Raw genomic sequence first — 20,538 nt, forward strand, 5'->3', positions numbered from 1 at the left:
CGTGTGCGCGTACGCGGGTCGGCGGCGTAGCCCCCGTCACATCCTCAGCGGCCTGGATCGTGTCCTCCGGTGACATGACGCACAGGCGTTTTGTCCGTTACTAGGTGGATTAGTGGATAGACAGGAACGGACAAAAAGGACCTTTGGCCCGTGGGTCGGGACCGAGGGCACGGGGTCGGCGAAGGTGAGGCGTCCAGGGCTGCTTTCCCGTGGAATCGAGGCCTCCAAGTGGGGCTAAACCTCCACTTGCGCCCGAAAGAAGCAGGAATCATCGCCTCGTGGCGGGTCTGTCAAGAAGTTGAAAGTTTTGAGGCGAACTACGGCATTACTTCGTAGATAGGCGGTTTGGGGCTTCGGGAGGACGCGGGTTACCAAGGGATGGTCCATCCGGCAGGTGCCTGTGCGCCGGGTGGTCCTGTGTGCCCCCGTCCCCGTCTTGAAGAGGTATCCATGTCGAAGCGCGTCTCGCCCCGTCACTCCCGCGTGTCCCAGCTCCGTGTGCGGGCGGCCGTCCTGGCCGCCGGGCTGGGTGCCTCGGTCGCGCTGGGCGCCGGGGTCGCGGCCGCCGACACCACGCTGGACGCCGCCGCTTCCGTTACCACGGCCAGTGCGGTGCAGAACCAGGCCGCGGCTCAGGCCAAGGCCGCCGCCGACACCGCCGCGAAGACCAAGAAGGCCGCCGAGACGGCCAAGCAGGCCGCCGCGAAGAAGGCCGCCGCGAAGAAGGCTGCTGCGAAGAAGGCCGCCGCCAAGAAGGTCACCTCCTGGGTCGACCCGGTGAAGAAGTACAAGCTCTCCGCCAGCTTCAACCAGGCCGGCGGCATGTGGTCGCACAAGCACTCCGGTCAGGACTACGCCGTGCCGCAGGGCACCGAGGTCGTCGCCGCGCACGGCGGCACCGTCGTGAAGACCGGCGGCAACGGCGCCGGCGACGGTCCCGCGTACGGCAACGCCGTCGTCATCAAGCACGGTAACGGCACCTACTCGCAGTACGCGCACCTGTCCCGGGTCGACGTGCGGGTCGGGCAGGTCGTCTCGACCGGCCAGCACATAGCGCTCTCCGGCAACACCGGGAACTCCAGCGGCCCCCACCTGCACTTCGAGATCCGTACGACCCCGAACTACGGGACCGCGATCGACCCCGTCAGCTTCCTGCGCGCCCAGGGCGTCACCGTCTGACAGACGGCACCGAAGGGCCGCGCGGCACCGTGGGTGCCGCGGGGCGCCGGTGGCTACGACGTGGCGGCGCCGTGCGCCCGCGTCACCAGATCGATGGCGACCTCGAGGACGGCCTTGCGCTTCTCCTCGGGGTCGCCTTCGACGTCCTTGAGGACGAACATCCCGGCGTGCATCGTGAAGAGCGCGCTGATGCAGCGGACCTGGTCGGGCAGCGCCGCCTCGGGTTCCTTGATGATGTCGAGCATGGACAGCATGCGGTCCTTGAAGGTCTCGCCGATGCTCAGCTCGCGTACCGTCGCCTGGTTCTCCTGCATGAAGCGGAAGAGCGGGGACGCGCCGGTGAGGGCCTGGCTGTAGCGGCGCAGCACCTCCTGCTTGGTGTCCAGGGAGTGCGGCTGCTGCCTGCCCCAGTCGATCAGCTCGTCCAGCGGCCTCGTCAGATCCTCGAAGAGGCTGATGAGGATCTCCTCCTTGGTCTTGAAGTGGTAGTAGAGCGCCGCCTTCGTCACGTCGAGGTGCTCGGCGATCTCGCGCAGAGAGGTCTTCTCGTAGCCCTGCTCGGAGAAGAGTTCGAGGGCCACGTCCTGGATGCGCTGGCGGGTGTCGCCGCGGCGCTGTCGCTTGGTGCCGTCCATGGTGCCGCCCATCTTCGTACTCCTCGCGCTCCCTGAAAACTTACTTGACGACCGGCTGGTAAAGCCACCGGAAACTTACTTGACGCCCGGCTAGTTAGCCGTCTACGTTCCTGAGTGTAGTGAACTTGCCGGGCGGCAAGTAAGTAGACCGAGCGGGATCGGCCGGAACCATGGGGTGGCCGTTCCAGGGGAGTGGGAACGATGGCGGACAAGACAGATGCGGTCGCACAGACCGACGAACGACCAGAGGACGCCGTGGCGACGGGTGGACAGCCGGCGGACGAGGCCGCGCAGAGCGGACCGCAGCCCCGCAGTGTGCGGGTGGTCCTGGGCGCGCTGCTGATCGCGATGATGCTCGCGATGCTCGACAACATGATCGTCGGCACGGCGATGCCGACGATCGTGGGCGAGCTGGGCGGCCTCGAACGCCTGTCGTGGGTCGTCACCGCCTACACCCTCGCCACCGCCGCCTCCACCCCGATCTGGGGCAAGCTCGGCGACATGTACGGGCGCAAGGGCGTCTTCATGACCTCGATCGTGGTCTTCCTGATCGGGTCGGCGCTCAGCGGCATGGCCCAGGGCATGGGGGAGCTGATCGGCTTCCGGGCGATCCAGGGCCTCGGCGCCGGCGGACTGATGGTCGGCGTCATGGCGATCATCGGCGACCTGATCCCGCCGCGCGAGCGCGGCAAGTACCAGGGCATGATCGCCGGCGTGATGGCGCTCGCCATGATCGCCGGACCCCTCGTCGGCGGCACCATCACCGACCACTGGGGCTGGCGCTGGTCCTTCTACATCAACCTGCCGCTCGGCGTCGTCGCGCTGGTCGCCGTCAGCATGGTGCTGCACCTGCCGAAGAAGCGGGTCGACAGCCGGATCGACTACCTGGGCGCGGGACTGCTGGCGCTCGGCATCACGGCCATCGTGCTCGTCACCACCTGGGGCGGCAGCGAGTACGCCTGGGGCTCGGCCCGGATCATGGAACTGATCGGCATCGGCGTCGCCGCGCTCGTCGGCTTCCTCTTCGTGCAGACCAAGGCCGCCGCGCCGATCGTGCCGCTGCACATCTTCCGCAGCCGCAACTTCACGCTGATGTCCGTCATCGGCTTCATCACCGGCTTCGTGATGTTCGGTGCCGTGCTCTTCCTGCCGCTGTACCAGCAGTCGGTGCAGGGCGCGTCCGCGACCAACTCCGGGCTGCTGCTCCTGCCGATGCTCGGCGCGATGCTCGTCGTCTCGATGGTCGCCGGACGGGTCACCACCAACAGCGGCAAGTACAAGGTGTTCCCGGTCGCCGGCAGTGTGCTGATGACGCTGGGTCTCTTCCTGCTCGCGCAGATGGACACCGGCACGAGCCGCCTCACCTCCGGGCTGTACATGGCGGTGCTCGGCGCCGGCATGGGCTGCCTGATGCAGATCACCATGCTGGTCGCGCAGAACAGCGTCGAGATGAAGGACATGGGCGTCGCGTCCTCGACGACCACCCTGTTCCGTACGCTCGGCTCGTCGTTCGGCGTGGCGATCATGGGCGCGCTGTTCAACCACCGGGTGCAGGACGTGATGGCCGAGCGGGCCGGTGCGATCGGCTCCCGGGTGACCGAGCAGTCCGCTCAGCTGAACGCGGCCGGCCTGGCCAAGCTGCCGGCCGTGGCGCGCGAGGCGTACCAGCACGCCGTCGCGTCGGGCACGCACTCCGCGTTCCTGCTCGGGTCGGTCGTGGCGGTGGTCGCGCTGGCCGCCTCGGTGTTCGTGAAGGAGGTCCCGCTCAAGGGGGCGGGACCGCAGGAGCCGGGCGGGGACGCGCAGCCCGCGGTTCCCGAGGCCGTCTGACCCGGCCGAAGTCCACCTCGGTGGGAAGGGCCCCCGGCGTTGTCCGCCCCGGGGGCCCTTCCGCGTCCCGGGCTCCCCGGCCCCGCGCCCTCGGAGGCACCACGGACGGGTGCTGGAGCGCGTCCCCGTACCTCACCGGCGGTGCCGCCGGGTCCCGCGTGTACGACCGCGCGTGGCGGACCGGTCACCCCGCGACGTCCGCCGGGCGTCCGGAGGCCACCGGCCCCCCGGCCCGCCCGGCGGGACCTGGATCCCGCTCACGAGTCCCGCGTGCCGGACAGGGGCAGCATCGGGAAACTCCCCGTGTTCGTGGGGGCGTGTTCCGGCAGCCACAGGACCGCCACCGCTCCCTCGGCGGGCACCTCGGGCGGAGCTCCGGCGGGGCGCACGTTGCGGAAGGTGAGGCGGGCGCCCAGCACGCGGGCCTGGCCGGCCGCGATGGTCAGGCCGAGGCCGTGGCCGCGGCCCGCCCGGTCGGCGCTGCCGGTGCGGAAACGGCTCGGACCCTCCTCCAGGAGCTTCTCGGGGAAGCCGGGGCCGTGGTCGCGGACGCGGATGACCCGGCCCTCGACGGACACCTCGATCGGCGGCCTGCCGTGCCGCGCGGCGTTGGCCAGCAGGTTGAACAGCACGCGTTCGAGGCGGCGCGGATCCGTGGTGACCTGCGACTCGTGCACCACCCGCACCTCGATGTCCGGGTCCTTCGCGGCCACCCGCCGGGACACGAACTCGCCCAGCGTGATGTCCTGCAGCTCGGCCCGCTCGGACGCCCCGTCGAGCCGCGCCACCTCCAGGACGTCCTCGACCAGGGTGCGCATGGCCTGCGCCCGGTCCCGCACCAGCTCCGTCGGACGGCCCGGGGGCAGCAGCTCCGCGGCCGTCAGCAGCCCGGTCACCGGGGTGCGCAGCTCGTGCGCGATGTCCGCGGTCACCCGGCGCTCGGCCTCGATCCGCTGCTGGAGCGCGTCCGCCATGGCGTCCACCGCCCGCGCGAGATCGTCGGTCTCGTCGCGTACGACACCGCCGATGGCGTCCCGCACCCGTACGTCCGTGTCACCCCTGGCGACCTGGTTCGCGGCCGCCGCCGCCTTGCGCAGCCGGCGCGAGAGCTGGCCGCCGATGAGCACACCGAGCGCGCAGCCGCCGAAGACGACCGCGATCGAGCCGATGATCAGCGCCTGGTCGAGGTCCTTCATCACGGTCGCACTGCGGTCGGTGAACCGCGTGTGCAGCGACAGCACCCGGCCGTCCTTGAGAGGCACGGCGGCCCAGATGTCGGGCACCCCGCCCGGCCCCTCGGCCACGTAGGTGGCGCGGCGCCCCTGCGCGACCTTCACCAGCAGGTCCCGCGGGATGGTCGGGTCGTCGACCTCCACCCCGAAGGACTGCGTGCGGCCGGACTCGTACATGCGCTGTGCCACCTGGATGCGCTCGTCCGCGAGATCGCGCGAGTTGTCGAGCATCGAGACACGGGCCGCGTTGTGCACGACCAGGCTGAGGGCGATCGCCACCAGCGCGCCGACCAGCGCGATCGCCGCGCTGAGCTTCCACCTGATGCCCGTGCGGATGCCTCTGTCCCCGCCGACCGCCGTGCCGGCCAGGACCAGGCGCCGAAATGTCCCCCGCATACCGCTGCTCAGGCCTTCAACTTGTAGCCGAAACCGCGGACCGTCTCGATCCGGTCCTGGCCGATCTTCGTGCGCAGCCGCTGCACATGGACGTCGACGACCCGCGTGTCACCGCCCCACCCGTAGTCCCACACGCGTTCCAGGAGCTTGTCGCGGGACAGGACCGTGCCGGGCGCGGACGAGAACTCCAGCAGCAGCCGCATCTCGGTGGGGGTGAGCGACACCGGCCGCCCGTCCCGCCGTACCTCCATGCCCTCGGTGTCGATCTCCAGGTCGCCGAAGGACAGCACCCCGCCGTCGAGCCCGTCCGCCTCCGCGGCCACGGGCCCCGCCGGTCCGCTCGCGTGCCCGAAACGCCGCAGCACCGCGCGGATCCGGGCGACCAGGACGGCGCCGTCGAACGGCTTCGTGACGTAGTCGTCGGCGCCTGCCTCCAGGCCCAGCACCACGTCGATCGAGTCGGCGCGCGCCGACAGCATGATCACGGGGACGGTGGACTCGTCGCGGATACGGCGGCACAGGCTGACCCCGTCCAGCCCGGGCACCATCACGTCCAGCAGCGCGATGTCGGGGCGGTCGGCGCGGAACGCCGCCAGGCCCGAGAGCCCGTCGGGCATGGCGGTGACCGCGAACCCGTCGCGTTCCAGGGCGAGCTGGGTCGCCTCGCGGATGACGTCGTCGTCCTCGACGAACAGGACGTGGGTCTGCTCTGCCATCCCTCTGCTCTCAGTTCGCGTCGGGGGCGGGCGAGTCGGTGCCGCCCACCGCGTTGCTGTAGTCGTTGTGGATCCGGGACTGCACGGCGAAGCGGCCCGCGGACCAGCCGTAGGTGATCACCTCTTCGCTGGACGGATACGACACCGGGTCGTCCTTCCCGTACAGCTGCTGCGTGACCACCAGGTCGCCCCGGTCGATCTCCGCGTAGACCGGGGGCGCCTCGGCCTTGAACACGTTCCGGTAGCCGCCGTCCTGCGCGCGGTACACGTACGCACCGATGCCGACGGCATCGCCGCAGGTCATCACGTTCACCACGATGTCGTCCGCGGATCCTCCGGTCAGGTTCCCGTAGGACACGTCGACCGGGTACTCGTCGGCGACGCACGGCTTCAGATCGCGCTTGACCGCCGTGCTGACCTTCGGGTCGTCCTTGAGGAGTTCGACGGCGTCGACGCGACCGGCCCGCCCGCTCGGCGTGGAGACCGGGGTCGTGGTGCCCGCGACCGAGTCGGCGCCCGCCGGGCCCTCGTCCCGGGCGCCGGTGCCGCCGGTGGCGCACGCCGAGGCGAAAAGGGTGAGGGCGGCGAACACGGCCGACGCCGTGATCACCGCCTTGGAGGCCCCACCGGGCCCGGTGGGGCCTGAATCTAGGCCGCGCAACGCTCCCGCTCCTCACGTTCGAGCGCACGGGCGGTGCGCTCTTCCCGGTCCCGGCTCTCCAGCTCCTCGCGGAGCCGGGCCAGCGCCCGGTGCAGCGTGCTCTTGACCGTTCCGGCCGACATGCCGAGGGCGGCGGCCGTCTCCTCCGTGGACATCTGCTCCCAGTGTCGCAGCACGACGACACTGCGCTGCTTGGGAGCCAGCACCTTCATGATGTCCATCAGCAGGGCGCGGTCCGCGTGCTGCTCGGTGGCGTCCTCGACGCTCGCGTCCGGAAGCTGCTCGGTGGGCACCTCTTCGAGCTTGCGGGCCCGCCACCACTCGGTACGCGTGTTGATCATGACGCGGCGCAGATAGGCGTCGGCGAGCCGCTTGTCCGCGATGCCGTCCCAGCGGCCGTACGTCCGGACGAGCGCGGTCTGCAGCAGGTCCTGGGCGTCGACCGGGTCGGGGACCAGGCGGCGGGCACTGCGCAGCAGCGCGTCCTGCCGGGTGCGGACGTACTCCTCGAACTCGAGCACCTCTCCCTGCGCCATGCTGACCGCCTCCATCCCCGTTGCCGGCCTTGATCGCCGCCGGCTGTCCGTCGCCTGCGTGCCGCTGTCCCCGCGGTACGGGAATGAAGCTACGGAGGCGTTGTCACGGGGTTGTCCGAGGCAGCCTGCGGCGAGCGCTCGGCTGTCCGTCGGTTGTGTAACGGAAGTAGGAGACGGGTAAGGGGAGGCGCCGAGTTGTCGGAGTTCGGGGGATTTCAGCTGTCGGGAGCCTGTCGGGGGCCCATGGGTCCCTGTGATCCGGCCGGGCGGGGGACCCGCGGGTCCCCGTGACTCAGCCGAGCGGCAGCCGGTAGAGACCGCCCGGCATCGGCTCGACCAGCCCGTCGGCGACGAGACCGTCCAGGGCGCGGGCGCGCTGCACCGGCTCGTCCCACACGCGGTCGAGCGCCGCCTGCGGGACCGGCGTGAGGGCCTCCCGCAGGACGGCGAGGAGCCGCCCGCGGACCTGGCGGTCGGTCCCCGCGTACGTCTGGCCGCGCCGCGGCGGTCCCTGGTGCTCCGGCTTCCCGGCCAGCCGCCAGGCGCACAGGGCGGCGACCGGGCAACGGTGGCACGACTCGTTCTTCGCCGTGCACACCAGCGCGCCGAGCTCCATGGAGGCGGCGGCCCAGCGCGACGCCGTGCGCTCGTCCTCGGGCAGGAGGGCACGGGCGAGCTTGCGTTCGGCGGCCGTGGTCGCGTTCGGCGGGTACTGCGTGCCGGTGACCGCGCGGGCGAGGACGCGCCGCACGTTGGTGTCCAGGACGGCGTGCCGCTGCCCGTACGCGAACGAGGCCACGGCCGCCGCCGTGTACTCGCCGATGCCGGGCAGGGCCAGCAGCTGGGCGTGCTCGGCCGGTACGTCGCCGCCGTGCCGTTCCGTTATGGCGACCGCGGCGCCGTGCAGCCGCAGGGCGCGCCGCGGGTAGCCGAGCCGGCCCCAGGCGCGGACGGCCTCGCCCGGTGCCTCCCCGGCCAGGTCGGCGGGGCGCGGCCAGCGGGCCAGCCACTGCTCGTAGACGGGCAGCACCCGGTTCACCGGCGTCTGCTGCAGCATGAACTCGCTGACCATCACGCCCCAGGGGCCGGCGTCGGGACGCCGCCACGGCAGATCGCGGGCGTGCTCGTCGAACCAGTCGATGACCGGCTCGTGCAGGGATTCACCGGCGGCGCCGGGCGCCGCTGCGGACGGAGTGCTGGGCGTGGGCAAAGTGGGTGCAGTCATGACGGAACCGATCCTGCCACGGGGGAGTGCCCGGCCGCGGCCAGCCACGGGGGTGGGTCGTAAGACCCGACGATCGGCACAGGCGTGCCCCGGCCGGTCCGCGGAGGAGTTGATGGTCACGGACGGTGTGTGAAAGTCCGTTCTCGTCACGCACCGCGACCGGCGGAGCCTCGGCGTGGCGAAAGTGGGGGTGTGCGGCGCCCGACCGGGATGATGATCCGGAAAAGTTGTCGCTCCGGGCGGCGGGTGGCGCAAGGTGAGGGGACGATCTCTCGTACAGTTTGCGCCGTGGGATCTCTGCGCAATCCGGTCGGGCCGCTTCCCTCCTCCATCTACTGGCGACGGAGGGCCGTTCTGCTGTCCGTGGTCGGCTTGTTGGCGCTCCTCATGCTGTGGGTGATCGCCTCCGGCGGCGGAGGCGGCAACAACAACGGGGACGGTTCCAACGGGAAGAACCCGGCACCCTCGATCACGCCGGGGCCCTCCAGCTCCGGGCCCGCCATCAGTCAACACCCGGGCGGGCGTGACGAGTCGAGCGGTTCGGGCGACGGGGGCGACGGCGGCGACGGTGGCGGCGGCTCCGGAGCGGACGGCGGCGCCGGCGCGGGCACCGGGGGCGGCGAAGGCTCCACCGGTTCCGCGGGGGGTTCCGGCAGCGGGTTCAAGGACGGCGGGTCGGGCGAGCAGCTTCCGGCCGGCTCCGGACTCCCCAACTGCACCGCCGGATCAGTCAAGTTGAGGCTGCGCAGTGTCCACAACACCTACGCGCCCGGCAGGAAGCCGACCATCGAACTGACCGTCAAGAACTCCGCCTCCGGCGCCTGCAAGGTCGATCTCGGCCCGAAGAACACGGTTCTGACGATCACTCAGGCGGGCGGCGACGACGCCTTCTGGTCCTCGAAGGACTGCCCCAAGGGGTCCGGCAGCCTCCTCCTGCGCGTCCCGGCCGACGGTCACGTGACCCGCACCCTGGAATGGGACCGCAAGGCGAGCGCCCCCGAGTGCGCGACACCTCCGGCGGGTTCGGCGTCCGCCGGCACCTACCTGGTGGAGGCGAAGGCGCCGGGCCTGGCGAAGGCGCAGACGTCCTTCGTACTGGAGAAGGACTGACGGGACCGGAGCCCAGGGGCGCTTCGGCCCCTGGGCGGAACTCGGGTCGGTCAGGAGAACCGTCGGTCACAGCCGGCCCGATCCAAACGACAGGCCCTAGACGTACCGCTCGAGGATCGACGACTCCGCCAGGCGCGAGAGGCCCTCGCGGACGCTGCGGGCACGCGCCTCGCCGACCCCGTCGACCGTCTGCAGGTCGTCGACGCTCGCGGCGAGCAGCTTCTGCAGGCCGCCGAAGTGCTCCACGAGCCGGTCGATGATCGCGCCGGGCAGCCGCGGCACCTTCGCCAGCAGCCGGAAGCCGCGCGGCGAGACCGCCGAGTCGAGCGCTTCCGGGGAGCCGGTGTAACCCAACGCGCGGGCCACCGTGGGCATTTCCAGCAGCTCCGCGTGCGACAGCGCGTCCAGCTCGGAGAGCGCCTCGTCGACCGTGCGCGAACGCTTGGCGGTCGGCTCGGGCACGTAGTCCCGCACGACGAGTTCACGCTCCGGCTCCACGCCGGCGATCAACTCGTCGAGCTGGAGCGCCAGAAGACGTCCGTCCGTGCCGAGCTCGACCACGTACTCGGCGATCTCGGTGGCGATCCGGCGCACCATCTCCAGCCGCTGGGCCACCGCCGACACGTCCCGGACGGTGACCAGGTCCTCGATCTCCAGCGCCGACAGCGTGCCCGCGACCTCGTCGAGACGGAGCTTGTAGCGCTCCAGGGTGGCGAGGGCCTGGTTGGCGCGGGAGAGGATCGCCGCGGAGTCCTCCAGAACACGGCGCTGACCGTCCACGTACAGGGCGATCAGCCGCATCGACTGGGAGACCGAGACGATCGGGAAGCCGACCTGCTTGGAGACCCGGTCCGCGGTGCGGTGGCGGGTGCCGGTCTCCTCGGTCGGGATGGTCGGGTCGGGCACCAGCTGCACGCCGGCCCGCAGAATCTTGGTGATGTCCTTGTCGATGACGATGCCGCCGTCGAGCTTGCACAGCTCGCGCAGTCGGGTCGCGGTGAACTCGACGTCCAGGACGAAACCGCCGGTACACATCGACTCGACGGTCTTGTCCCAGCCGAGCACGATGAGTCCGCCGGTGTTGCCGCGGAGAATACGCTCGAGCCCGTCGCGCAGCGCCGTGCCGGGTGCCACGGCGCTCAGCGAGGCGCGCATCAGGCCATCGGCACCGGAGCTCCCACCGGACTTTCCGGGAGCTGCTGCCCGGTCGTTGGCTGCCACTGCACTCCTCCGGTCGCGGGTTTCCGGTCGCCCTCGGTTCGTACGGACGGGCGAGACCTGGGCAAAGTCTACCGGCGCTCTCCGTCCTCCCGTGGGGCCTCTTTCCGACGGGAGCGCGGAAGGACGCGCAGGGCGTCGCCCATGTCGGCCACCTCGACCACCTTCATACCGGGCGGAATCCTCCCCGGGTCGGTCGGGACGAGGGCGTGCGTGAAGCCCAGGCGGTGCGCCTCGGCCAGCCGTCGCTGGACGCCCGTCACCCTTCTGACCTCGCCCGCGAGCCCCACCTCGCCGATCGCGACGAGGTTTTTCGGGAGCGGGGTGTCACTCGCCGCGGAGGCCAGCGCGAGCGCGATCGCGAGGTCCGCGGCGGGCTCCGAGAGCTTCACGCCACCGACCGTCGCGGAGTAGATGTCCCGCTTTCCGAGAGCGGTGATCCGGCCGCGCTGCTCCAGAACGGCGAGCATCATCGACACCCGGGAGGTCTCCAGGCCCGAGGTCGTGCGGCGGGGAGAGGGGATCTGGGAGTCGACGGTCAGCGCCTGCACCTCGGCCACCAGCGGGCGGCGGCCCTCCAGCGTGACCGTCAGGCAGGTGCCCGGGACCGCCTCGGCGCGGCGGGTGAGGAAGAGGCCGGAGGGGTCGGCCAGACCCGTGATTCCCTCGTCGTGCAGCTCGAAGCAGCCGACCTCGTCCGTCGTGCCGTAGCGGTTCTTGACGCCGCGTACGAGACGCAGGCGCGCGTGCCGGTCGCCCTCGAAGCTGAGGACGACGTCCACGAGGTGCTCCAGCAGGCGCGGTCCCGCGATCGCGCCGTCCTTGGTGACGTGACCCACCAGCAGGGTGGACATCCCACGGTCCTTCGAGGCGCGGATCAGGGCGCCCGCCACCTCGCGGACCTGGGCCATGCCGCCGGGGGCGCCGTCGATCTCGGGGGAGGCGACGGTCTGGACGGAGTCGAGGATCAGCAGCGACGGCTTGACGGCGTCCAAGTGGCCGAGGACCGCGGCCAGGTCGGTCTCCGCGGCGAGATACAGGTGGTCGTCGATCGCCTTGATGCGGTCGGCCCGCATCCGGACCTGGCTCGCCGACTCCTCACCGGTCACGTACAGCGTGCGGTGCTCGTCGCTCGCCGACTTGGCCGCCACGTCCAGGAGCAGCGTGGACTTGCCGACACCCGGCTCGCCCGCGACGAGGACGACGGCGCCGGGGACCAGGCCGCCGCCGAGGACGCGGTCCAGCTCGGGCACGCCGGTGCTGCGCGCGGTGGCCTGGCGGCCGTCGACCTGGCCGATGGGCACCGCGGACGTGGTGACCCGGCCCGCTGCCGTCGTACGGACCGCGGGCGTGCCGTACTCCTCGACCGTGCCCCATGCCTGGCACTCGGGGCAGCGGCCGAGCCACTTGGCCGTCTGCCAGCCGCACTCGGTGCAGCGGTAGGACGGTCGGTCCTTCGCGGTTTTCGTACGGGCAGCCATGGGGGGAACCGTAGCCGAGGCCACCGACAGTCCCCCGGCCGGTGCCGGGTGCCTCACTGCCGGTGATCGCCGCCCGTGAGGGTGTGGGCCACGGGACGGGGCCGCTGTCCCCTTATGAGGGATCGTTTCACCCGTACGGATTAAATGTGCTCAAGGCGGAGGAAGGGGCCACCACTCGGCGCCTACGGTCGCACGGGTGAAGAGCAGCAGTCCGGAGACCTCGACGCACACCACCGGCGCGCACCGGGCGCACCCAGACGCTCGCAAGCGGGTGACAGCTCCCCGCGGCGCCTCGAACCGCCCCCCGGCGCATCGCCCTCCCGCGCGCTACGAGCCCTATCTGGACGGCCTGTTCACGTACTGCCTGTCCGTGCTCTGCGACCACGACGCGGCCACCGCGGCACTGGGCGACGTCCTTGTGCTCGCCGAGCGCCGGGGGGCGCGCGGACCGGACTCCGCGGACGACCGCAGGGCGTGGCTGTACGCACTCGCGCGCTGGGCCTGTCTGCGCAAGCTCGCCGAGACCCGGCGCCGGCGCCAGGCGGCGCACGCCTCCGGCAGGCGCGTGGCCCACCGGGATGGCGCCCACCGGGATGGCGCCCATCGGGATGGCGCCCATCGGGATGGCGCCCACCGCGGTGGCGTCCCCCGCACAGGCGCCGCCGAGGACGGCGCCCCCGGGAGGGACGCTCTCAAGGAGGCCGCCGACCGGCGCGCGGCCGAGGTGGTGGGCCGCTCGGTCCCCGAGGAGGTCCAGCAGCGGCGCCGGCGCGAACTCGCCCTGCTGGCCTGGCCGGAGGCCGCCGGCACCACGCCCGAGCAGCGTGAGGCGCTCGAACTGGCCGTGCGCCACCAGCTCGCCGCCCACGAGGTCGCCGCCGTCCTCGGGATGGACCCGGCGGCCGCGCGGGAACTGCTCGCCACCGCCGCCTGCGAGGTGGAGCGCACGCGTGCCGCCCTCGCCGTCGTGGAGACCGGCACCTGCCCGAGCGTCGCCCGCCTCACCGGCGACCACCAGCTCGTCCTGAGCACCACCCTGCGCCGTGAACTCGTCCGGCACGTCGACGACTGCCCGCGCTGCCGCCGTACCGCCGAGCGCGCAGTGCCCGGCGCCTGGCCGGGGACCAGCGTCACGCCCGCCGCGCTCCCCGTCCTCGAGGCCCCGCGCGCGGCCCTGCATCTCGCGATGGTCCCGCGCGCGCGAGGTCACGGTCCGCGGTTCGACCGGCGGGGCTTCCCGATGGACCCGAAGGACCACGCCGCGCGCCGGGACCGGCTCCGCGCGCGTGCCGTCACGACCACCGTGGTCGCCACGGTCGTCGCCGCACCCGTCCTCGCGCTGTGGGCGGCCTACCGGGGGGCGCCCCTCACCGGGGAGGGCACGGACGGCCGCCCCGTCACCGCGAACGAGGCGCACGGCCCCGACGGCCTCGGCGGCGACGGGACCGGCTACGAGAACGCCGGGAACGCCAGCACCCGGCCCGACGGCCGTTTCTCCGGGGGCGACCGCTCCTCGGACGTCTCCGTGGAGGTCGTCAGCGCCAAGGCGGGCGGCGGGAAGAGCGCGGGACAGCTCGGGGTGACGGCCGGGAACACCGGCGACACGACGCTCATCACCCTGACCGCGACCGGGAGTTCACCGGTCCGCTGGTCCGCGTCCACGGGCGCCCCCTGGCTCTACCTGAGCCAGTCCTCCGGGACGCTCGAGCCGGGCGAGTCGCTGACGGTCCGGGTGTACGTCGACCATCTGCGGGAGCCGGCCGGCTCCTGGACCGCGCGGGTGGCGATCGCGCCGGCGGGAGCGGTGGTCACGATCACCGGATTCGGCACGGCGGGACCGTCGAACCCGGACCCGCGGCCGAGTCACCCGGCGCCGTCCGACCCGGGTCCGCGGCCTGGCACCCCGACCCCCTCCGACCCCGGCCCGACGCCCTCCGATCCCGGTCCGCGGCCGAGCGACCCGGCGCCCAGCGACTCGGCGAGCCCCGACCCGGGCGGCTCGGAGCCGCCGGGCGGCGGGGCGAGCCCGTCCCCGTAGCGGGCGGGGCTCAGCCCACGGGGTCCGCGGGATGCGGCGCGAACAGCGGGAGCTGCGAGGCGAGCCGCTCCTCGCACAGCTCGACCAGCCGGTCGTATCCCGCCTTGCCCATCAGCTCGACCAGCTCCGGCCGGTACGAGACGTAGACGGGGTCGCCCGCGCCGTGCGCCGAGGTCGCCGACGTGCACCACCAGTGCAGGTCGTGGCCGCCCGGACCCCAGCCGCGGCGGTCGTACTCGCCGATGGACACCTGGAGCACGCGGGTGTCGTCGGGGCGGTCGATCCACTCGTACGTCCGCCGCACGGGCAGCTGCCAGCAGACGTCGGGCTTGGTCTCCAGCGGCTCGCGGCCCTCCCGCAGGGCCAGGATGTGCAGCGAGCAGCCCATGCCGCCCTCGAAGCCGGGCCGGTTCTGGAAGATGCACGACCCGTTGTACGGCCGGGTCTGGCGCTCGCCGTCCTCGTCCTCCGACACCCAGCCGGTGGCGGTGCCGATGTCGTGGTGCTGCCAGATGTCCGGCGTGAGCCGCGCCACATACCCGGCCACGCGCTTCTCGTCGTCCTCGTCGGAGAAGTGCGCGCCCAGCGTGCAGCAGCCGTCGTCCGCGCGGCCCGCCTGGATGCCCTGGCAGCCGCTCCCGAAGATGCAGTTCCAGCGGGAGGTCAGCCATGTCAGGTCACAGCGGAACACCTGCTCGTCGTCGGCCGGATCCGGGAATTCCACCCAGGCGCGGGCGAAGTCGAGCCCCTGTTCGTCCGCCTTCAGGAGCTTCTTGGACCTGGACGCCTTCGCCTGCGAAGGTTCCTTGGTCGATTTGTCGGGCTTCGCCTTTTTCGTCTTTGGCACCCGTCCAGGGTAAGTCGCCGGAGTCCGCTCCGGGCACTGCCATCCGGACTGCGGGCAGTAGCGTTCCGTACATGAGACTCGGTGTCCTCGACGTGGGTTCGAACACGGTGCATCTGCTGGTGGTGGACGCGCACCCCGGCGCGCGCCCGCTGCCCGCGCACTCGCACAAGGTGGAGTTGCGGCTCGCCCAGCTTCTCGACCCGGACGGTGCCATCGGCCCGGACGGCGTCGACCGGCTGATATCGGTCGTCCATGAGGCGATGCAGGCGGCCGAGGACAAGGGCGTGGAGGAGCTGCTGCCGTTCGCGACCTCCGCGGTGCGCGAGGCCAGCAACGCGGACGACGTGCTGTCCCGCGTGCACGCCGCGACCGGCGTCGAACTCCAGGTCCTGTCCGGCGCGGAGGAGGCCCGGCTCACCTTCCTCGCCGCCCGCCGCTGGTTCGGCTGGTCGGCCGGGAAGCTGCTCGTCCTGGACATCGGCGGCGGTTCCCTGGAGATCGCCTACGGGGTGGACGAGGAGCCGGACACGGCGGTGTCGCTGCCGCTGGGGGCGGGGCGGCTGACCGCCGGGTGGCTGCCCGGGGATCCGCCGGAGCCGGGGGCCGTCAAGTCCCTGCGCCGCCATGTGCGGGCGCAGATCGCCCGTAGCGTCGGCGAGTTCACCCGCCTCGGCGCTCCCGACCACGTGGTCGCCACGTCGAAGACCTTCAAGCAGCTCGCCCGCCTGGCCGGCGCCGCGCGTTCCGCGGAGGGGCTCTACGTCCCGCGTGAGCTGAAACGGCAGTCGCTCGAGGGGTGGGTGCCGAAGCTCGCCGGCATGACCACCGGCGAGCGGGCCGAGCTTCCCGGCGTGTCCGAGGGGCGGGCCGGGCAGCTGGTCGCCGGGGCGTTGGTGGCGGAGGCCACGATGGATCTCTTCGGGGTGGAGACGCTGGACATCTGCCCCTGGGCCCTCAGGGAGGGCGTGATCCTCCGCCACCTGGACCACATGCCCCCGACGTAAACCGACCGGCGCCGGGGCGAAACGGCGACCCGGCGCCGACGGGATGCCGCCCGCGCCCACCGCCCCGGCCGGGGGCCCGTACGGCGATCGGCCCGCCCCGCACCCGCCCGCGCCCGCCTGCATCCGCCCTCCCGGCCGGGGGCCCGTACGGCGATCGGCACTCCCCGCACCCGCCCTCCGCCCCGCACCGCAATCGGCACTACCCGCACCCGCCCTCCCGGCCGGGGGCCCGTACGGCGATCGGCACACCCCGCACCCGCCCGCGCCCTCCGCCCCGCACCACAACCGGCACACCCCGCACCCGCCCTCCCGGCCGGGGGCCCGTACGGCGATCGGCACACCCCGCACCCGCCCGCGCCCTCCGCCCCGCACCGCAACCGGCACTACCCGCACCCGCCCTCCCGGCCGGGGGCCCGTACGGCGATCGACACGACCCGCACTCGCCCTCCTACGGAAGGGGCCGTGGCGGTACATCAAATGCCCGTTGCAGGTCGGGCACGAAGCGCCGGTCCACCCCTTGACCAAGCCGCACGCCCGACATGCAACGGGCGGATGTACCGGCGCGGCCCCGCCCCACCCACCGCAGCGAAGGCGCCCACCCACCGCAGCGAAGGCGCCCACCCACCGGAGCGAAGGTGCCCCAGCACCGCAGCGAGGACGCCCCCCGCACCGCAGCGAGGACGCCCCGCACCGCAGCGAGGACGCCCCGCACCGCAGCGAGGACGCCCTGCACCGCAGCGAGGACGCCCCGCACCAGAGCGAGGGCGCCCCACCCAAGGCGCCCCCGCCAGACACCCGCCCCGTACTCTGTCCCTCGTGGCAGAACCAGTGGTGCGCATCCCGGATGCGAAGGTCGCCCTGTCCACGGCCTCCGTGTATCCGGAGTCGACGGCGACGGCCTTCGAGATCGCCGCGCGCCTCGGCTACGACGGCGTCGAGGTCATGGTCTGGACCGACCCGGTCAGTCAGGACATCGAGGCCCTGCGCAGACTCAGCGACTACCACCGGATGCCGATCCTCGCGGTCCACGCCCCCTGCCTCCTGATCACGCAGCGCGTGTGGTCCACCGACCCGTGGACCAAGCTCCAGCGCGCCCAGGCAGCCGCGGAGAAACTCGGCGCCGGCACCGTCGTCGTACACCCCCCGTTCCGCTGGCAGCGCCAGTACGCCCGGGACTTCGTCGACGGCATCTGGCGGATGGCCGGCGAGACGGACGTCAGGTTCGCGGTCGAGAACATGTACCCCTGGCGCTACCGCGACCGCGAGATGCTCGCCTACGCGCCCGACTGGGACGTGACGAAGGAGGACTACCGTCACTTCACCATCGACCTCAGCCACACCGCGACGGCCCGCACGGACGCCGTGCGGATGATCGACCGCATGGGCGACCGCCTCGGCCACGTCCACCTCGCGGACGGCAACGGCTCCAGCAAGGACGAGCACCTCGTCCCGGGCCGCGGCACGCAGCCCTGCGCCGAGGTGCTGGAGCGCCTCGCGACCACCGGTTTCGACGGCCACGTCGTCATAGAGGTCAACACCCGCCGCGCCATGTCCAGCGCGGAGCGCGAGGCCGACCTCGCCGAGGCCCTCGCCTTCACCCGGCTCCACCTCGCCTCGTCCGTCCGGGTCCCCCGGTCGTGACCGCGGCGGCCCCCGCCCCCCGCCGCCGTGGGCGCCCGTCCCGTACGGAGACGGCGGCCTCCCCGGCCACCCGGGAGGTCATCCTCGCCGCGGCCCGCGAGGAGTTCAGCGCGCGGGGCTACGAGAAGACGTCCGTACGGGGCATCGCCAGGACGGCGGGCGTGGACTCCGCGCTGGTGCACCACTACTTCGGCACGAAGGAACAGGTCTTCGAGGCGGCCGTCGAGGTCGCCTTCGCCCCCGCCCTGGACGCCCCGAACGCCGTCGAGGACGGCCCGCCGGAGGGCGTCGGGGAACGCCTGACCCGCTTCGTCCTAGGCGTCTGGGAGAACCCGTCGACCCGTGCGCCCCTGCTCGCGATCGTCCGTTCCGCGGTGAACAACGAGACCGCGGCGGCCGTCTTCCGCCGCCTGATCGCCGCCCAGCTGATGCGCCGCATAGCCCGGCAGCTGGACGTCCCGGACCCGGAGCTGCGCGCGGAGCTGGCGGCGGCGCAGCTGGTCGGCGTCGCGATGCTGCGCTACGTGATCAAGGTCGAGCCGCTCGCCTCGGCGGACCCGGAACAGGTCATCGCCCGGATCGCCCCGGTCGTCCAGGCCCACCTCACCAGCCCCTGACGCATCCCGCACCGCCCCCCACCTCCGACCGCCCCCTGCACCCGCTGCCCGAACCGGGAACCGCCACCCGAGACACGCATCCCGCATTCCGGACACCCCGTCCGGATCCTGGAGCACCGGCGTAGGCTCGACGGCAGTCATTACTCTCCGAAGGAGCGAGCGACGATGCCCGAGCTGAGGTCCCGCACAGTCACCCACGGCCGCAACATGGCGGGCGCACGCGCCCTTATGCGCGCCTCCGGTGTACCGGGCGCGGACATCGGCCGGAAGCCGATCATCGCGGTCGCCAACTCGTTCACCGAGTTCGTGCCCGGCCACACCCACCTCCAGCCGGTCGGCCGGATCGTGAGCGAGGCCATCACGGCGGCCGGTGGCATCCCGCGCGAGTTCAACACCATCGCGGTCGACGACGGCATCGCGATGGGGCACGGCGGCATGCTGTACTCCCTGCCCTCGCGCGACCTGATCGCGGACAGCGTCGAGTACATGGTGGAGGCTCACTGCGCCGACGCCCTGATCTGCATCTCGAACTGCGACAAGATCACCCCGGGCATGCTGATGGCCGCCCTGCGGCTGAACATCCCGGCGGTCTTCGTCTCCGGCGGCCCGATGGAGTCCGGCCGGGCCACCCTCGTCGACGGCACGGTCCGCACGCTCGACCTGGTCGACGCGATCTCCGACGCGGTGAACGACAAGATCTCGGACGAGGACATCCTCCGTATCGAGGAGAACGCCTGTCCGACCTGCGGCTCCTGTTCCGGCATGTTCACCGCCAACTCGATGAACTGCCTCACCGAGGCCATCGGCCTGTCGCTGCCGGGCAACGGCTCGGTCCTCGCCACGCACACCGCCCGCAAGGGCCTGTACGAGGACGCCGCGCGCACGGTCATGGACGTCACGCGCCGCTACTACGAGCAGGACGACGAGTCGGTCCTCCCGCGCAACGTCGCCACGCTCGCCGCCTTCGAGAACGCCATGGCGCTGGACATCGCCATGGGCGGTTCGACCAACACGATCCTGCACCTGCTGGCCGCGGCCCAGGAGGCGGGCGTCCCGTTCGGCCTGGAGGAGATCAACGCGGTCTCGCGCCGCGTCCCCTGCCTGGCCAAGGTCGCGCCGAACGTCGCCAAGGACCGTACGTACTACATGGAGGACGTGCACCGCGCGGGCGGCATCCCGGCCCTGCTGGGCGAGCTGCACCGGGCCGGCCTGCTGAACGAGGACGTGCACTCGGTGCACAGCCCGTCGCTGTCGGACTGGCTGAAGACGTGGGACGTGCGCGGCGGCTCCCCGTCCCCGAAGGCCGTCGAGCTGTGGCACGCGGCCCCCGGCTGCGTCCGCTCCTCCGAGGCCTTCTCCCAGTCCGAGCGCTGGGAGGCCCTCGACGAGGACGCCGAGAACGGCTGCATCCGCTCCGCGGAGCACGCGTACTCCAAGGACGGCGGCCTGGCGGTCCTCAAGGGCAACCTGGCCGTGGACGGCTGTGTCGTGAAGACGGCCGGCGTCGACGAGTCCATCTGGACCTTCGAGGGCCCGGCGGTCGTCTGCGAGTCGCAGGAGCAGGCCGTCGAGAAGATCCTCAACAAGCAGATCAAGGACGGCGACGTGGTCGTCATCCGCTACGAGGGCCCCAAGGGCGGCCCGGGCATGCAGGAGATGCTCTACCCGACGTCCTTCCTCAAGGGCCGCGGCCTCGGCAAGACCTGCGCCCTGATCACCGACGGCCGCTTCTCCGGCGGCACCTCGGGACTGTCGATCGGCCATGCCTCGCCCGAGGCGGCGTCCGGCGGCACCATCGCCCTCGTCGAGGACGGTGACCGCATCCGGATCGACATCCCGAACCGCTCGATCGAACTGCTGGTCTCCGACGCCGACCTGGCAACCCGCCGCGCGGCGCTGAACGGGGTGTACGCGCCGGTCGGCCGCGACCGGAAGGTCTCCGCCGCGCTGCGCGCCTACGCGGCGATGGCGACGAGCGCGGACAAGGGCGCGGTCCGGGACGTCTCGATGCTGGGCTGACGCCCGCGCCCGGGTGACGCCGGGCACCGGGTCCACGTGAAGGGGCCGCTCCTCGGGGGAGGGGGCCCCTCACGGGTTCCGCCCCCGACAGGGGGAGTCAACAAAGCCCACGACCGGAGCCAGGGCGGGCCTGGGCCGTCGGGGTCCCAGCCC

The 20,538-nt window shown here is 72.4% G+C and carries 17 protein-coding genes; 8 read left to right on the forward strand and 9 right to left on the reverse strand.

The genetic code is table 11. The features are described from left to right. The first annotated feature begins 450 nt into the window (after positions 1 to 450). Complete coding sequence (locus tag AC069T_RS17525) at positions 451 to 1,179, forward strand: M23 family metallopeptidase (protein ID WP_478783593.1); 729 nt, start codon at positions 451 to 453, stop codon at positions 1,177 to 1,179. A 53-nt stretch (positions 1,180 to 1,232) separates the two neighbouring features. On the opposite strand, the gene AC069T_RS17530 is transcribed toward AC069T_RS17525, so the two are convergent. Further along, positions 1,233 to 1,826, reverse strand: a complete 594-nt coding sequence (locus AC069T_RS17530; protein WP_478783594.1) for a TetR/AcrR family transcriptional regulator — start codon at positions 1,824 to 1,826, stop codon at positions 1,233 to 1,235. A 189-nt stretch (positions 1,827 to 2,015) separates the two neighbouring features. Here AC069T_RS17530 and AC069T_RS17535 point away from each other — a divergent pair, with 189 nt between their 5' ends. After that, complete coding sequence (locus tag AC069T_RS17535) at positions 2,016 to 3,644, forward strand: MDR family MFS transporter (RefSeq protein WP_478783595.1); 1,629 nt, start codon at positions 2,016 to 2,018, stop codon at positions 3,642 to 3,644. A 257-nt stretch (positions 3,645 to 3,901) separates the two neighbouring features. Here AC069T_RS17535 and cseC read toward each other — a convergent pair whose 3' ends face one another. From cseC to AC069T_RS17560, 5 genes are all read right to left on the reverse strand, one after another. Continuing rightward, positions 3,902 to 5,272, reverse strand: coding sequence for a two-component system sensor histidine kinase CseC (gene cseC / locus AC069T_RS17540; RefSeq protein WP_478783596.1), 1,371 nt, complete (start codon positions 5,270 to 5,272; stop codon positions 3,902 to 3,904). 8 nt (positions 5,273 to 5,280) lie between these two features. After that, the gene (gene cseB, locus AC069T_RS17545; RefSeq protein WP_478783597.1) at positions 5,281 to 5,988 is read right to left on the reverse strand and encodes a two-component system response regulator CseB; all 708 of its coding nucleotides are present in this window, start codon (positions 5,986 to 5,988) and stop codon (positions 5,281 to 5,283) included. A 10-nt stretch (positions 5,989 to 5,998) separates the two neighbouring features. Continuing rightward, positions 5,999 to 6,649, reverse strand: coding sequence for a hypothetical protein (locus AC069T_RS17550; protein ID WP_478783598.1), 651 nt, complete (start codon positions 6,647 to 6,649; stop codon positions 5,999 to 6,001). Then, complete coding sequence (locus tag AC069T_RS17555; RefSeq protein WP_358854851.1) at positions 6,637 to 7,185, reverse strand: SigE family RNA polymerase sigma factor; 549 nt, start codon at positions 7,183 to 7,185, stop codon at positions 6,637 to 6,639. The genes AC069T_RS17550 and AC069T_RS17555 overlap by 13 nt, the downstream gene beginning before the upstream one ends. Positions 7,186 to 7,477: 292 nt before the next feature. After that, positions 7,478 to 8,410 carry an HhH-GPD family protein gene (locus tag AC069T_RS17560; RefSeq protein ID WP_388785664.1) on the reverse strand — a complete coding sequence of 311 codons (933 nt, stop codon included), beginning with the start codon at positions 8,408 to 8,410 and terminating at the stop codon, positions 7,478 to 7,480. A gap of 288 nt (positions 8,411 to 8,698) precedes the next feature. Here AC069T_RS17560 and AC069T_RS17565 point away from each other — a divergent pair, with 288 nt between their 5' ends. After that, a complete protein-coding gene (locus AC069T_RS17565) occupies positions 8,699 to 9,520 on the forward strand; it encodes a hypothetical protein (RefSeq protein ID WP_478783599.1) in 822 nt (273 codons plus the stop codon). A gap of 96 nt (positions 9,521 to 9,616) precedes the next feature. On the opposite strand, the gene disA is transcribed toward AC069T_RS17565, so the two are convergent. Further along, positions 9,617 to 10,741, reverse strand: a complete 1,125-nt coding sequence (gene disA, locus AC069T_RS17570; RefSeq protein WP_358854854.1) for a DNA integrity scanning diadenylate cyclase DisA — start codon at positions 10,739 to 10,741, stop codon at positions 9,617 to 9,619. A 68-nt stretch (positions 10,742 to 10,809) separates the two neighbouring features. Then, positions 10,810 to 12,219 carry a DNA repair protein RadA gene (gene radA / locus AC069T_RS17575; RefSeq protein WP_478783600.1) on the reverse strand — a complete coding sequence of 470 codons (1,410 nt, stop codon included), beginning with the start codon at positions 12,217 to 12,219 and terminating at the stop codon, positions 10,810 to 10,812. Between the two features lie 196 nt (positions 12,220 to 12,415). Between radA and AC069T_RS17580 the strand changes: the two genes are divergently transcribed. Beyond that, on the forward strand, positions 12,416 to 14,257 hold the full coding sequence (locus AC069T_RS17580; protein ID WP_478783601.1) for a BACON domain-containing protein: 1,842 nt from the start codon (positions 12,416 to 12,418) through the stop codon (positions 14,255 to 14,257). Between the two features lie 10 nt (positions 14,258 to 14,267). Here AC069T_RS17580 and AC069T_RS17585 read toward each other — a convergent pair whose 3' ends face one another. Then, complete coding sequence (locus tag AC069T_RS17585) at positions 14,268 to 15,104, reverse strand: DUF3109 family protein (RefSeq protein ID WP_478783602.1); 837 nt, start codon at positions 15,102 to 15,104, stop codon at positions 14,268 to 14,270. 71 nt (positions 15,105 to 15,175) lie between these two features. On the opposite strand from AC069T_RS17585, the gene AC069T_RS17590 reads away from it, so the two are divergent. From AC069T_RS17590 to ilvD, 4 genes are all read left to right on the forward strand, one after another. Continuing rightward, positions 15,176 to 16,108 (forward strand): Ppx/GppA family phosphatase, encoded by a 933-nt coding sequence (locus AC069T_RS17590; RefSeq protein ID WP_478783603.1) that lies wholly within the window; start codon positions 15,176 to 15,178, stop codon positions 16,106 to 16,108. Between the two features lie 816 nt (positions 16,109 to 16,924). Then, the gene (locus AC069T_RS17595; protein WP_358854859.1) at positions 16,925 to 17,749 is read left to right on the forward strand and encodes a sugar phosphate isomerase/epimerase family protein; all 825 of its coding nucleotides are present in this window, start codon (positions 16,925 to 16,927) and stop codon (positions 17,747 to 17,749) included. After that, on the forward strand, positions 17,746 to 18,366 hold the full coding sequence (locus AC069T_RS17600; protein ID WP_478783604.1) for a TetR/AcrR family transcriptional regulator: 621 nt from the start codon (positions 17,746 to 17,748) through the stop codon (positions 18,364 to 18,366). Before AC069T_RS17595 ends, AC069T_RS17600 begins: the two co-directional genes overlap by 4 nt. 165 nt (positions 18,367 to 18,531) lie before the next feature. Further along, positions 18,532 to 20,385: a dihydroxy-acid dehydratase gene (gene ilvD, locus AC069T_RS17605; protein WP_478783605.1), complete on the forward strand. Its 1,854-nt coding sequence runs from the start codon at positions 18,532 to 18,534 to the stop codon at positions 20,383 to 20,385. The last annotated feature ends 153 nt before the right edge of the window (positions 20,386 to 20,538 follow it).

The organism is Streptomyces sp. NPDC043867, assembly GCF_056435845.1.

What these genes read in the sequence shown, in the direction of transcription:
- AC069T_RS17525 (WP_478783593.1), top strand. Translation starts at nt 451, where the DNA reads ATGTCGAAGCGCGTCTCGCCCCGTCACTCCCGCGTGTCCCAGCTCCGT.
- AC069T_RS17530 (WP_478783594.1), bottom strand. Translation starts at nt 1,826, where the DNA reads ATGGGCGGCACCATGGACGGCACCAAGCGACAGCGCCGCGGCGACACC.
- AC069T_RS17535 (WP_478783595.1), top strand. Translation starts at nt 2,016, where the DNA reads ATGGCGGACAAGACAGATGCGGTCGCACAGACCGACGAACGACCAGAG.
- cseC (WP_478783596.1), bottom strand. Translation starts at nt 5,272, where the DNA reads ATGCGGGGGACATTTCGGCGCCTGGTCCTGGCCGGCACGGCGGTCGGC.
- cseB (WP_478783597.1), bottom strand. Translation starts at nt 5,988, where the DNA reads ATGGCAGAGCAGACCCACGTCCTGTTCGTCGAGGACGACGACGTCATC.
- AC069T_RS17555 (WP_358854851.1), bottom strand. Translation starts at nt 7,185, where the DNA reads ATGGCGCAGGGAGAGGTGCTCGAGTTCGAGGAGTACGTCCGCACCCGG.
- AC069T_RS17560 (WP_388785664.1), bottom strand. Translation starts at nt 8,410, where the DNA reads ATGACTGCACCCACTTTGCCCACGCCCAGCACTCCGTCCGCAGCGGCG.
- radA (WP_478783600.1), bottom strand. Translation starts at nt 12,219, where the DNA reads ATGGCTGCCCGTACGAAAACCGCGAAGGACCGACCGTCCTACCGCTGC.
- AC069T_RS17590 (WP_478783603.1), top strand. Translation starts at nt 15,176, where the DNA reads ATGAGACTCGGTGTCCTCGACGTGGGTTCGAACACGGTGCATCTGCTG.
- ilvD (WP_478783605.1), top strand. Translation starts at nt 18,532, where the DNA reads ATGCCCGAGCTGAGGTCCCGCACAGTCACCCACGGCCGCAACATGGCG.